This window comes from Vibrio sp. CJQ_6 (genome assembly GCF_043106745.1).
In the GTDB taxonomy this organism is placed as follows: domain Bacteria; phylum Pseudomonadota; class Gammaproteobacteria; order Enterobacterales; family Vibrionaceae; genus Vibrio; species Vibrio furnissii.
In genome coordinates, this window is record NZ_JBICMV010000035.1 from 137,685 (window position 1) to 150,983 (window position 13,299).

Genomic DNA, 13,299 nt, shown 5'->3' on the forward strand with positions numbered 1-13,299 from the left:
GCAAAAAGTCATCAAAGGTTAAAAAACAGAATGTTGGCAGTTGTCGTAGATTCCCTTAAGCTGAACGGCAGACCACGGCGGCTATACTTAAGCCAAGTAAGGAGGCGGCATGAAAATATTGATCACGGGTGGAACTGGCTTTATCGGGCGTGAGCTGATCAAGTTACTGATGACGCATGATTTGGTCGTCTTGACTCGCAATCGCGCTCAAGCCAAGGCAACGCTGGCACATGTGCACAATGAGAAGTTGGCGTTTATCGACACGCTGGATGATCTGCATGATCTCAACCCTTATGATGCGGTGATTAACTTGGCGGGCGAACCCATTGCCGACAAACGCTGGACGTCACGTCAAAAGCAACGCATCTGTGATAGCCGCTGGATCCTCACCGAACGACTGGTAGAACTGATTCACGCCAGCACTAAACCGCCTCACGTGTTGATCAGCGGTTCCGCGGTCGGTTATTACGGCGATCAGCAAGACCACCCATTTGATGAAAGCTTGCAGGTGAAATCGAGCCGATTTTCTCATCACGTCTGTGAAACTTGGGAGCAAATCGCCCTGCGAGCCCAATCCGATCGCACGCGCGTGTGCTTATTGCGCACAGGGGTGGTACTTGCGCCAGAAGGTGGCGCATTGAAAAAGATGTTACCGCCCTACCGCCTAGGTTTGGGGGGGCCTATCGGAACCGGCGATCAATACATGCCTTGGATACACATGAACGACATGGTGAAAGGCATTGTCTATGTGTTGGAAACGGAACATGCGCAAGGGCCATTTAATCTGTGTGCGCCGCACCCCGTGACCAATCAAGTTTTCAGCCGCAGCTTGGCGGCAACGCTCAAAAAACCACACCTATTGACCACGCCGAAGTGGGCCATCACGCTATTGATGGGGGAAGCCAGTGAACTGCTGTTTGACAGCATGCGCGCCAAACCCAAAAAGCTGACCGAATTGGGTTTTCAATTCTCTTATTCACGCATCGAACCCGCCCTCCGGCACTTACTACAACATCAGGCTTAACGCTGTTCACTTGGATATATGATGACGCACTCAATTTTGATCACCGGCTGCTCTTCCGGCATTGGTTATATGGCGGCCACCGAGTTGCACCAACGCGGCTATCAGGTCATCGCCTCTTGCCGCAAAGCAGAAGACGTTGCTCGCCTTCAAGCGCAAGGGCTGACGTGCATTCAACTCGATTTAAACGATGAACACAGCATTCGTGAAGGTGTTCAACAGGCGCTAGAACTCTCTCATCATCAACTCTACGCCGTATTCAATAATGGCGCTTATGGGCAACCGGGCGCCTTGGAAGATTTACCCACCGATGCATTACGAGCGCAGTTTGAAACCAACTTCTTTGGCTGGCACACCTTAACAACCGCCCTCTTGCCGCATTTTCGCCAGCAAGGTCATGGTCGCATCATCCAAAACAGTTCCATCTTAGGATTTGCTGCCATGAAATACCGCGGTGCGTATAATGCATCCAAGTTCGCGCTTGAAGGTTGGACGGACACCGTGCGCCTCGAACTCAAAGACAGCGGCATACACATCAGTTTGATTGAACCCGGCCCCATCGAAACACGATTTCGCGCCAATGCGCTGGCTGCATTTCAGCGCTGGATCCCCATTGAACATTCCGTGCATAGTGCGCAGTATCGCGCGCAACTGGCGCGATTGGGCAACGAGAAATCCGGTAACGCATTTGTGTTACCGGCAGAAGCCTGCCTCGCTCCCCTGCTGCATGCACTGGAATCACCACGGCCTCGACTACGCTATCGCGTCACAACGCCGACCAAAGTGTTTGCGGTGCTCAAGCGGCTCCTTCCGGGTCGAACCTTGGACAAACTGCTCAACAAAGCAGCATAAATTTATAATCTTGTCATTAATGCGTAACAATTCGATGTCATGCTTCAACTCACAGTGAAACCATTCACGACGAACGACTTTGGCATTGCATTGGGTACCACCGTTATGACATTAAACCAATGGAATTGGCTCAGTGTTAGCGTAACGCTGACGCTCTTGATCCTTTTATAGCATCTTTGCTTGCTGGCTCTTCGGAGCACCCAAAAGCCGCCACTAGGCGGCTTTTGGGTTTTCTGGCTTTGACGGGCGTCCACGCCTTGTGTTTTGAAATCATGCCCCCATTTATGAGGAAAAGCGCAAGCGTAAAAGGAATCATCATGCAATCACCTCATATGACTGACGTCACCCAACACAACTTTCGCGAAGTTCTTGAACGTTCGGCATCCACACCGATCCTGTTCTATTTCTGGGCTCCCATGAGTGAAGAAAGTGCTCAAATGATCCCAGCACTGCAACAACTCACTCAGCAATATGAGGGGGCGTTTCAGTTGGCACAATTGAATTGCCAAGAAGAACAAGCCATTGCGGGTCAATTTGGTATTCAAGCACTGCCCACCATCGCCCTGTTCATCAACGGTCAGCCGGTCGACGGTTTGGGCGGCCCACAACCCATTGCTGCCATTCAGGCCATGCTGGATCGTCATTTGCCCAGTCAAGATGAGCGCACATTGCAACACGCCTTAATGCTGGTTCAAAACCAGCAACACGCAGAAGCCTTGCCGCTGCTGTTATCGCTCAGTGAGGAGTGGAAACGAAAAGGGGATGCCAAACTGGCGCTGGCCGATTGCTTCCTTGCCACGCAGCAGTTTGATGCCGCCAAAGTGGAACTGTCTGCCATTCCAATGGAATACCAAGATGGCTACTACAAGAGCCTGATGGCGAAACTGGAACTGCATGAACAAGCGGCGGACAGCCCTGAAATTCAAGCCTTAGAAACCGCATTTGCCCAAAACGGCAGTGACGCGAAAGTGGCAGTGGAACTCGCCACACAATATCATCAAGTCCAGCGCGATGAAGAAGCACTGGAGCTGCTGTGGTCGTTCCTTAAACGCGACCTGAATACACTCGATGGCGACATGAAAAAAATCTTCATGGATATTCTCAATGCGCTTGGCCAAGGCAACAGCATCGCGAGCCGCTACCGCCGCCAATTGTATTCACTCCTCTACTGATAATTTTATCTTAAACATCATATTCTTAAGGCAGGTATTTCCTGCCTTATTTTTGCGACAACTCCAATCATTCATCACAATACGTTGTGAGTCTTGCGGTTATCATTCACACTTTAGCCATTCATCAACACTCAGAAAGGAAACGTCATGGCCGTAGATTCATTCGTCGCAATCGGTATTTTTGTCTTCGTGGTGATCGCGTTCATCGCCTCCGCCGTGAAGACCGTCCCCCAAGGGAACAACTGGACCGTGGAGCGATTTGGACGCTACACCCACTCACTCAAGCCGGGCCTGAATGTCATCATGCCGTTTATCGATCGCGTCGGTAAAAAGATCAACATGATGGAACGTGTCCTCGACATTCCCGCTCAAGAAGTCATCAGTAAAGACAATGCCAATGTGGTCATCGATGCAGTCTGTTTTGTGCAAGTGATTGATGCCGCCAAAGCAGCATATGAAGTGAACGATTTGGAAAACGCCATTCGTAATCTGACCTTGACCAACATGCGGACCGTTTTGGGGTCCATGGAGCTTGATGAGATGCTCAGCCAACGTGACATGATCAATACCAAGCTTCTATCGATTGTCGACCAAGCGACCAATCCTTGGGGGGTCAAAGTCACTCGGATTGAAATCAAAGATGTACAGCCCCCCGCAGACCTCACCTCCGCCATGAATGCCCAAATGAAAGCCGAACGTGAAAAACGCGCCTCAATTTTGGCCGCAGAAGGGGTTCGCCAAGCAGAAATTCTCCGTGCCGAGGGACAAAAGCAGTCAGAAATCCTGCGTGCTGAAGGTGAAAAACAAGCCGCGATTTTGCAAGCTGAAGCGCGCGAACGTGCCGCCGAAGCGGAAGCAAAAGCGACAGAGATGGTGTCCAATGCCATCGCCAAAGGTGACATGCAAGCCGTGAATTACTTTATTGCTCAAGGTTACACCGATGCGTTGAAGTCCATCGGGCAGGCAGAAAATGGAAAAATCATCATGCTCCCGCTAGAAGCCACCGGATTAATGGGATCGGTGGCCGGGATTGCAGAAATGTTTAAACAAACCAACACGAAGAAGGTGGACCATTGATCGACTGGATATTGGCATTGAACCACTGGCATTGGCTCGCGCTTGGGCTCGCACTGCTTGCCGCAGAGCTACTGGGCACGGCAGGTTACTGCTTATGGCTTGGGCTTTCCGCCCTGCTGGTGAGTGCACTTTTAATTTGGATTCCGATCAGTTGGCAGCTGCAATGGTCGGCGTTTGCCGCATTCTCGCTGGTCACCACTTGGCTTTGGTGGCGCCGTCAACTCAGCCGTGATACACAAGGAGATGCGCAGCGAAACCTAAATCAAAAGCAAAAGCAACTGATCGGTCAAAGTGCAACCGTCTCCGATGCTGTGCCAGCCGGTCAATTTCGCCTGCCATTGGGCGATACCACGTGGATTGCTGAATGTGAACAGGCCCTTGAAGCCGGCCAGCGTGTGGTGGTGGTCGATGTGGATGGCACGATTCTTAAGGTCAAACCGAAATAGAAGCACCAGTGCTCGACGTTGTACAGAGACGAGTCAACACGCAAAAAAACAAAAGGCCCACTGGGCCTTTTGTCATGAATGGTGGCAACAGTGCCCTTTCAAATCATCAATGATCGGACATTCACTATTTTCATCACCAGGGCATTCTCGAATCCACGCTTCCAGTTGCTCTTTAATCAGCGTTAATTCCTGCAATTTGAGTGTCACTTGCTTCAATTTCACCTGCGCTCGCTCTTTGACAGCCGAGCTACTGCGCTCCGGATCATTGGCCAATGCCAACATCGCTTTGCACTCATCGAGCGTAAAACCGACACGCTTGCAGCGGGCAATCAATAACAAATCATCGACATGACTCTGACCATAGTTGCGGTAACCATTCTCTGAACGCAGCGGCGGTTGTATCAATCCCTTCTCTTCATAAAGACGGACCGATTTCGCTGTCAATCCAGTGCGTTTGGCCACTTCACTAATGTTCATCATTGCTTTCTCTCGACAATAAAAAAGGCATGGTCAACACCATGCCTCTTCTTGACTTCGTTGGCAATTATTCTTGGCTGATCAACCAAGACAAAATACCCGCTTTCTGGGTTTTATCTGCTTTTTCGTACCAATAAGCCATCATCTCCAACGCTTTGCTTTCGCTATTCATGGCTTGCTTCACTTCAGCACGGTTGCTAAACGCCCAGTCGGCAAACTGCTTGCGTTCTGCATCGGAGCCTTCATTGAACCAGTATTGCACCATTTCTTCTGGCTTGCTGACTGGTGCTGCCACGACCACAGGGGCTGGTGTAGCAACTTGCACGGTCGCTTGTGGCGCCACTTGGTTTAACGAGCCTTGTAGCTGTGCTTCACGCTGCACGGCATTCACATATCCAGACGCGATCGTAAAACCCGTCACGACGCGAGAGGCGCCTGAGCGCAGTTCGAATTGCAGATCAGCGCTGGTTGCAAGATCATCATTGGAAATAGGGAAGCTGATATATTGTGTCACCACGCAGTGCTCAGAGCACATACTTTTGGAAGGTTGGTCCACGCGCAGCTTTTGCGTCTGGCCATTGAACAATACGGACGCGTATTCATCGTATGATTCAAACGTCGTGACTTCGACATAAACAAACGTCTCAGGCGCCTTTTGCTCAAGACGTGGGTAATTTGCCACGATAGCGACCGACGCCTGAACCACATCCGGTCCTTTAATCGCCTGTGTCGCTGGTGTGTATGATTTACTTTTAACCTGAACAAAATTGTATCGCTGATTCACCGAATCAACGACATCATCAAAATTGCTGCTGGAATCCAAAGCTGAACAGGCCGAAAGAATGAATGGAGCAGCGACAAGTAATAATTTACGCATAATTATCTACAACCTTATGTTTAGTCAGCACTGAATTAAAATTTTTGTGATGAAAACGCTGGCATGAGCCAGCGTTTTATCAGTGTGAGACAAAATACGAATTAGAAACCGTACTCTAGACCTACGCGAGTCACGATATCAGTGTCTTTGTCTGAAGTGAAGTCAGAGCGAGCGGCAACACGTACGTAAGGAACGAAACCGTTAATCACACCCATCACCTGACCAGACAGAATGTTGTTTGCATCATCCTGTTTTACGCCATCGATTTTAGAATCTAGGTTCGCGGCATAACCGATTTTGATCCCAAGAGGACCATTCCAGTATTGACCCACGATAGAGAATGAATCTTGCTTGTGCTTACGAATGCCGTTGTCTAGTTCTTCACCTTTAAATGCCGCTGCCAGACCAAAGCCTGCAGGTAGGCTCGCTTCAAAACCAACTAGGTAAGCAAAGGTGTCGTCATCGTAACCGGCAACAACTGGGTTTTGAACGGCAGTCCCTGTATTATCAAGTTCCCAGTCACCACCTGTCTCTGCAACCACACGCGTACCGGATTCAACTGCACCCAAAAGCGTGATTTTTTCGAAGCTGTAACGAGCATTGGCACCAAAGAAGTTTGCATCACGAGTTGCTGCACCGCCGCCGTTGTCATTGTCATCACGACCAACCGATGCCGCAAATGAGAAGCCACCAAATTTAGGTGAATCGTAGCGAATTTGGTTTGATTGACGATCGTAGTGAGCGTTGATACCGCCCCAGTCAAAGGCTGCACCCAGACCTGGGTTAGAGAAAGGCCAGTCAACGATTTCGTATAAAGGAGTCAGAACACGACCAACACGAACGTTACCCCAATCGCCTGAAGCGCCGATGTAAGTATCACGGAAACCTAGCACACCGCCAGATACGCCGCCGTGGCCCCAGTCAGTACTATCAACATAACCAGATTCGATCTGCATGGTTACTGTAAAGTTTTCAAACATCTCTTTGTGTGCACGGAAACCGATACGAGATTCGTTTTCTAACACATAACCTGAACTATCATCACGATTGTCTGTTGTGTTGTAGTTCACAACCGACATTGCTGCCACACCGTAAACATCAACGTTAAAGTCAGAGTTCACACCAACTTCTTTAGCCATCAGACCAGTAGAAGCAAGAGCAACTGCCGCACCGATTACAGTGCGTTTAAACATTTTGTCCATGGAAAACTCCTAAAAAATAGATATAGCTGTTTTGTCATTTTCTCCCCCAAAGTTGGCCGCCGAGGGGAAGTCAAATTTCCTTACCAGAGTCTCAATCCGAGTCTCTCAAGTATCTGCATACACTGGGTGTATCCATGGTGATAAGACTAACTTCACCGAGTAAAACATCAACGAGAACTTAATTTTCGACTAAAAAAATATGAGCCACGACAAACTTTGCTCCAGTAAGTGATCAAGATCTAAATCTTATTTTTATTTTTACGAACCAAAATAAATCAAGTTAAATCAATGACTTAAAATTTCAGAAAAGTTAATTTTATTGAAGTGCGTCGCATTGATGCGACAATGAAGATGACAAGATGAGATATTGCTGCATTCAGGCGTGAGAAAAATGAATCAAATTCATTCGATATAGATTAGTTATTTCTCCTTAATAAAAAACCCCAAGCCTCACGACCTGGGGTTCATACAATGATGTAAAATTGTTCAGCGGATCATCGCAATCAAATCTTGTTCATCGCGAATTTCAATCCCCAGCTCTTGCGCTTTAGCGAGTTTCGAGCCAGCAGCTTCCCCCGCAAACAAAATGTCCGTATTTTTGGAAACGCTGCCAGTCACTTTGGCACCCAGTGCTTGTAACGCAGCCTTCGCATCACTCCGTGAAAGCTGAGACAACGTTCCGGTCAACACCACGACTTTCCCCGCCAGTGGTTGTGGTTCATCGTCTGTTTTAGGCGCTATCGCCTGCCAGTGAATTCCCAGAGCGATCAGCTCTTCGACAACTTTTTGGTTCCGTTCTTGCGCAAAAAAAGCATGAACATGACTGGCCACGATGGTGCCCACATCTGGCACTTCTATCAGTTGTTCAATCGTCGCTTCGCGAATGGCATCCAGCGTTAGAAAATGGTGTGCTAAGTTCATCGCCGTGGCTTCCCCAACCTCACGAATCCCCAAAGAATATAAGAAGCGCGGCAATGTGGTGGCTTTTGCAGTGTTTAGCGCATTGACAATATTCTGCGCCGATTTCGGCCCCATACGCTCCAAAACCGTCAGCTCACCAGCACGTAATCGGAACAAATCCGCCGGCGTCGACACCATCTCTTTGTCCACCAGTTGTTCAATCACTTTGTCTCCCAACCCATCCACATCCAGGGCTTTTCGAGAAACAAAATGCTTCAGGGCTTCTTTGCGCTGCGCCTGACACACCAATCCACCACTACAACGCGCGACAGCTTCGCCTTCGACCCGTTCAACATCCGATTGGCAAACTGGACACTGTGCTGGAAAAAGAATCTCACGCGCGGTCTCCGGGCGCAGTTCATTGACGACAGAAACGATCTGCGGAATGACATCACCAGCACGGCGGATCACCACCGTATCACCGATTTTTACGCCCAAACGCTCAATTTCATCCGCATTGTGCAGTGTCGCATTGCTGACGGTGACCCCACCAACAAACACGGGTTCGAGTTTGGCCACCGGCGTGATGGCGCCAGTACGACCCACCTGAAATTCCACATCATTGAGCACCGTCATCTCTTCTTGTGCGGGGAATTTGTAAGCGATCGCCCAACGCGGCGCACGCGCCACAAAGCCCAGTTGTTCTTGCAGCGCAATGTCATCCACTTTGATCACCACGCCATCAATTTCATACGGCAGTTCGCTGCGACGCGTCATGATGTCTTGGTAATACGCTTTTACCTCGTCTAGAGATTCAACGCGTTTTGTCTCTGGGCTCATCGGAAGCCCCCAGCCTTTCAGCTGTAAGAAACGCTCATAATGGCTACCGACCAGTGTGCCGCCTTGAATCACACCCACGCTGTAGGCATAGAACGCTAACGGGCGTTTCGCAGTGATACGAGAATCCAACTGGCGCAGGCTGCCTGCCGCGGCATTTCGTGGGTTCACAAACACTTTTTCGCCTTTTTTGAGCGCTTCCGCATTCATTTTCTCAAACCCAGCTTTGGGCATGAAAACTTCACCACGCACTTCAATACGCGTCGGCCAACCGGTGCCTTGCAACCGCAACGGAATCGATTTGATGGTACGCACGTTCTCAGTGATATTTTCACCCGTGGTGCCATCGCCACGTGTTGCCGCCTGCACAAGGACACCATCCACATACAGTAAGCTGACCGCGAGACCATCCAATTTCGGCTCACAGCAAAACTTAGCCGTTTTCGCCGCCAAAACGCGATCGCCCATGCGGCGATGGAAGCTGTTCAATTCATCATCATCAAACGCGTTGTCCAGCGATAACATGGGGATTTCATGCGTCACTTGTTCGAAACCGGCCAGCGGTGCACCGCCGACGCGCTGGCTTGGTGAGTCCGGCGTCACCAGCTCTGGATGTTGCGCTTCTAAGTCCAGTAATTCACGCATCAAACGGTCATATTCCGCATCAGGAATCGTAGGGTCGTCTTCGACGTAGTAACGTATCGCATGGTAATGCAGTGTATCTTTGAGTTCGGTTAATCGTTGCTCTACGTTTTGCATGGTTGGTGTATCTCTCGAATCAAGAAAAAAGGCTCCGACATGGAGCCTTTGTTAAATCAATTTTATTACGCGTGTGCTTTTTTGGCGCGAAAATCGGTGATCTGCTTTCGGTATGCCGCAAGGCGATCAGGCGTCATCAAGTTACGTGCATCATCCAGCACATTGGCCCCTAAATCGTCAGCCACTTGCTGAGCGGTTCTGAGCATCATCTTGAAGTTCTGATCGGGTTCACCGAAACATGGCAAAGTCATAAAGAAAGAAATGCCTTTGGTGGTGAAGTCTGCCGGATCGTCGTGCTTTAGCGTCCCCGGATGCATCATATTCGCCACACTGAACAACACTTTGCCAGTGCCCGATAGATCCGAATGACGATGGAAGATATCCATTTCACCGTACAACAAGCCGTTTTGTTGCAAGCTATCAAATAACTTCGTGCCCACAAACGGCTCATTGCCTGCACAGTGTACATTGAGCACAATCACCTGCATTTCATCTTCTGCTGGCTCTTGTGCTACCGCTGCTTGCGGTGGCTCAACGTTCGCCTCTTCCACAACATCGTGCTGCGGTGCTTCATCTTTCACCGCCGAAAACGCAGGGACATCATCCACTTCGCGTTCATCCACTTGAACGACGGGTTCTTCAGCAACCGGCGTTTCATAGCCGGCAATCAGCGGATCCACTTCTGGAGACTCGTTCAGGCCGAAGTCGGGTTCTTTACGATCTTTGCGAATAATTTCGTAATCGTCTTCTGGCGCAAATGCGCGTGAAGTCGTGACCTCATCCTCTTCCCGTTCAACGTCTATTCGACCCAGCGGTTTATCACCAAACTTAGATTTCCCTTCTTTTTTACTGGTCCACAGACCATGAAATAGCAAAGCGGCTATCGCTAGCGCGCCAACAATAATGAGTACGAATCGCAATTCCTGCATCTTAAACTCTCAGTTTCTCGATTTTTGATGTCTGAGCTTCAACGCTTGTCGTGACGTTTGCCAAGGTAGGTTTTATCGGCTTATCCGGCTACTTTACCAAAAGTCTTACCCTATTTAGAACAACTTAATGTTAGAAGTTGCGCTTATGATGTGATTTTTACCACGCTTTTATTCCTCAATGGCTTCGATACAATAGACAATCACTTAAGTTCAATCAGCCCATTGCTCACGGAATATACTATGCAAGCTCAACCACGCTCAGGCTTAGGCTACTTTTTTTACGGGTTCGATATCGCCGTATCCCCCGGAATTCGCCGATTTGTCCTGATGCCCTTACTGGCCAACATTCTGTTGGTTGGTGGCGCGCTTTACTACCTGTTTTCACACCTTGATAGCTGGATCAACAACTGGATGGGACAGATTCCCGACTGGCTATCTTGGCTCAGTTATCTCTTATGGCCCTTGTTGGTCATCACGATTTTGGCCACTTTCTCCTACTTTTTCAGTACCCTCGCTAACTTCATTGCAGCGCCGTTCAATGGCCTCCTCGCCGAAAAAGTAGAAGAAAAACTCACCGGGCAAAAAGTTAATGATGATGGCGTAATGGCCGTGGTGAAAGACGTGCCAAGAATCATGTCACGTGAATGGCGCAAGCTGGTTTACGTACTGCCAAAAGCCATTGGTCTGTTTATCCTGCTGCTGATCCCCGCGCTCGGTCAAACGTTAGGTCCGATTCTGTGGTTTATTTTCACCGCTTGGATGTTAGCCATTCAATATTGTGACTACCCGTTCGACAACCATAAAGTCAGCTTCAACGACATGCGTAACAGTTTGAAACAAAAACAGGGGAAAGCGTACACCTTCGGCATGTTGGTGTCTGTGTTGACCACCATTCCCATCATCAACCTGTTTGTGATGCCTGTTGCCGTGTGTGGAGCAACTGCCATGTGGGTCCACGAATTCAGAGGGCAATATGTGAGCCGATAGGCATTTCAGCAGCGCAAGTTGCTGAAATCTATTTCAATACCTATAAGTTATAACTTTTTAATCCTTTTACCTTTTTCACCGAGCACATATGCTCTATCGGTATCCACTAATGTATCGCTTTATCGATACCAAAACGTGCGTAATGAAGGAACATCACAATGAGCAAAATTTACGAAGACAACTCTTTAACCATTGGTAACACACCACTGGTTCGCCTGAACAAAGTCAGCAAAGGCAAAGTCCTAGCAAAAATCGAAGCACGTAACCCTAGCTTCAGCGTGAAATGCCGTATCGGCGCCAACATGATTTGGGATGCTGAAAAACAAGGCAAACTAAAACCAGGTATCGAACTTGTTGAGCCAACCAGTGGTAACACCGGTATTGCACTCGCCTTCGTTGCTGCAGCGCGCGGTTACAAACTCACGCTAACCATGCCGGAGTCCATGAGCCTTGAACGTCGTAAACTGCTGAAAGCGCTGGGCGCGAACCTTGTGCTGACAGAAGCGGCAAAAGGGATGAAGGGCGCCATTTCAAAAGCAGAAGAAATCGTCGCAAGCAACCCAGAAAAATACCTACTACTTCAACAGTTCGACAACCCTGCCAACCCAGCGATTCACGAAAAAACCACCGGTCCTGAAATTTGGGATGCTACCGATGGCCAAGTGGACGTTTTCGTTGCCGGTGTCGGTACTGGTGGTACGCTGACGGGCACAAGCCGTTACATCAAAGGCGAAAAAGGCAAAGCCATTGTCTCTGTGGCGGTTGAACCAGCAGAATCTCCAGTCATCAGCCAAGCACTGGCTGGCGACGAAATTAAACCGGCGCCACACAAAATTCAGGGCATCGGTGCAGGTTTCATCCCTGGCAACCTTGATTTAGAGCTGATTGACCGCGTAGAAACCGTTACGTCCGATGAAGCAATTGAAATGGCTCGTCGCCTGATGGAAGAAGAAGGCATCCTGGCTGGCATCTCATCTGGCGCTGCCGTCGTTGCCGCAAACCGTCTTGCAGAACTTCCTGAATTTGAAGGAAAAACTATCGTAACTATCCTGCCAAGTTCAGGTGAACGTTACTTGAGTACCGCGCTGTTTGCCGGCATTTTTACTGAGAAAGAAAACCAACAGTAACCTGTGGTGAAATCAATTTTTCGTTTAAAAAAGCCCCATACAGGGGCTTTTTTGTTGATCCTAGCCTCACCTTTGGTAATATCAGGCATGTTTTATTTCTAGCTTCAAAATAAAGAAGCGGACAAGATTAGATTCGATGGCTCACGTTCGCAGTTGCGTATGAAAGCGATTGATTATTTTTAGATCAGTATCAGTTCTGACACGAAAAGCCCGTTACTGAACTAGCAGAAACGAGCGGTTGCGGTTAAGCTAATTCTGGTTAACAAACTTACAAAAAATAAATTAATTGGGGTATAAAACATGTACGAGAAGCAAGTAGAAATCACTGCAGAAAACGGTCTTCACACTCGTCCAGCTGCACAGTTCGTTAAAGAAGCAAAAGCATTCGACGCGGACATCACTGTGACTTCTAACGGTAAAAGCGCTAGTGCAAAAAGCCTATTCAAACTTCAAACTCTAGGCCTAGTTAAAGGCACTGTAGTGACTATCTCAGCAGAAGGTGCGCAAGCGAAAGAAGCGGTTGATCACCTCGTTGCTCTAATGGACCAACTTCACTAATTCGGTTCTTCCTTCGTCAAAGCCATTTTGCCCTGCAAAGTGGCTTTGTTGGAAATAACCCGAAGAATACGCTACAAA

At 48.8% G+C, this 13,299-nt stretch carries 13 protein-coding genes; 8 read left to right on the plus strand and 5 right to left on the minus strand.

Going from position 1 to position 13,299, the window contains the following annotated elements:
* Positions 1–109 precede the first annotated feature (109 nt).
* The 5 genes from ACF8PK_RS18615 (at position 110) to ACF8PK_RS18635 (ending at position 4,568) form a co-directional block, all read left to right on the plus strand.
* Complete coding sequence (locus ACF8PK_RS18615; protein WP_143679283.1) at positions 110–1,024, plus strand: TIGR01777 family oxidoreductase; 915 nt, start codon at positions 110–112, stop codon at positions 1,022–1,024.
* A 21-nt stretch (positions 1,025–1,045) separates the two neighbouring features.
* Entirely contained in the window at positions 1,046–1,873 is an 828-nt protein-coding gene (locus ACF8PK_RS18620) for an SDR family oxidoreductase (protein ID WP_014205549.1), read from the plus strand.
* 317 nt (positions 1,874–2,190) lie between these two features.
* Positions 2,191–3,045 carry a co-chaperone YbbN gene (locus tag ACF8PK_RS18625; protein ID WP_392442976.1) on the plus strand — a complete coding sequence of 285 codons (855 nt, stop codon included), beginning with the start codon at positions 2,191–2,193 and terminating at the stop codon, positions 3,043–3,045.
* A 147-nt stretch (positions 3,046–3,192) separates the two neighbouring features.
* A complete protein-coding gene (locus tag ACF8PK_RS18630) occupies positions 3,193–4,122 on the plus strand; it encodes an SPFH domain-containing protein (protein WP_004726686.1) in 930 nt (309 codons plus the stop codon).
* Positions 4,119–4,568: an NfeD family protein gene (locus tag ACF8PK_RS18635; RefSeq protein ID WP_143679286.1), complete on the plus strand. Its 450-nt coding sequence runs from the start codon at positions 4,119–4,121 to the stop codon at positions 4,566–4,568. The genes ACF8PK_RS18630 and ACF8PK_RS18635 overlap by 4 nt, the downstream gene beginning before the upstream one ends.
* Positions 4,569–4,640: 72 nt before the next feature.
* Here the strand turns inward: ACF8PK_RS18635 and cueR are convergent, their stop codons facing one another.
* The 5 genes from cueR to zipA all read right to left on the minus strand — a co-directional run bounded on the left by cueR (position 4,641) and on the right by zipA (position 10,549).
* Positions 4,641–5,045: a Cu(I)-responsive transcriptional regulator gene (gene cueR, locus ACF8PK_RS18640; RefSeq protein WP_038151384.1), complete on the minus strand. Its 405-nt coding sequence runs from the start codon at positions 5,043–5,045 to the stop codon at positions 4,641–4,643.
* A gap of 67 nt (positions 5,046–5,112) precedes the next feature.
* On the minus strand, positions 5,113–5,922 hold the full coding sequence (locus tag ACF8PK_RS18645; protein ID WP_158165041.1) for a DUF2057 family protein: 810 nt from the start codon (positions 5,920–5,922) through the stop codon (positions 5,113–5,115).
* 101 nt (positions 5,923–6,023) lie between these two features.
* Positions 6,024–7,124 (minus strand): chitoporin, encoded by a 1,101-nt coding sequence (gene chiP, locus ACF8PK_RS18650; RefSeq protein WP_004726690.1) that lies wholly within the window; start codon positions 7,122–7,124, stop codon positions 6,024–6,026.
* A gap of 486 nt (positions 7,125–7,610) precedes the next feature.
* Positions 7,611–9,620, minus strand: a complete 2,010-nt coding sequence (gene ligA, locus ACF8PK_RS18655) for an NAD-dependent DNA ligase LigA (protein ID WP_392442981.1) — start codon at positions 9,618–9,620, stop codon at positions 7,611–7,613.
* 65 nt (positions 9,621–9,685) lie between these two features.
* Positions 9,686–10,549, minus strand: a complete 864-nt coding sequence (gene zipA / locus ACF8PK_RS18660) for a cell division protein ZipA (protein ID WP_208549481.1) — start codon at positions 10,547–10,549, stop codon at positions 9,686–9,688.
* Between the two features lie 240 nt (positions 10,550–10,789).
* On the opposite strand from zipA, the gene cysZ reads away from it, so the two are divergent.
* The 3 genes from cysZ to ACF8PK_RS18675 all read left to right on the plus strand — a co-directional run bounded on the left by cysZ (position 10,790) and on the right by ACF8PK_RS18675 (position 13,221).
* A complete protein-coding gene (gene cysZ / locus ACF8PK_RS18665; RefSeq protein WP_154180865.1) occupies positions 10,790–11,536 on the plus strand; it encodes a sulfate transporter CysZ in 747 nt (248 codons plus the stop codon).
* A 158-nt stretch (positions 11,537–11,694) separates the two neighbouring features.
* Positions 11,695–12,663 carry a cysteine synthase A gene (gene cysK, locus ACF8PK_RS18670; RefSeq protein WP_055467013.1) on the plus strand — a complete coding sequence of 323 codons (969 nt, stop codon included), beginning with the start codon at positions 11,695–11,697 and terminating at the stop codon, positions 12,661–12,663.
* A 300-nt stretch (positions 12,664–12,963) separates the two neighbouring features.
* On the plus strand, positions 12,964–13,221 hold the full coding sequence (locus tag ACF8PK_RS18675; RefSeq protein WP_014205558.1) for an HPr family phosphocarrier protein: 258 nt from the start codon (positions 12,964–12,966) through the stop codon (positions 13,219–13,221).
* Positions 13,222–13,299 lie beyond the last annotated feature (78 nt).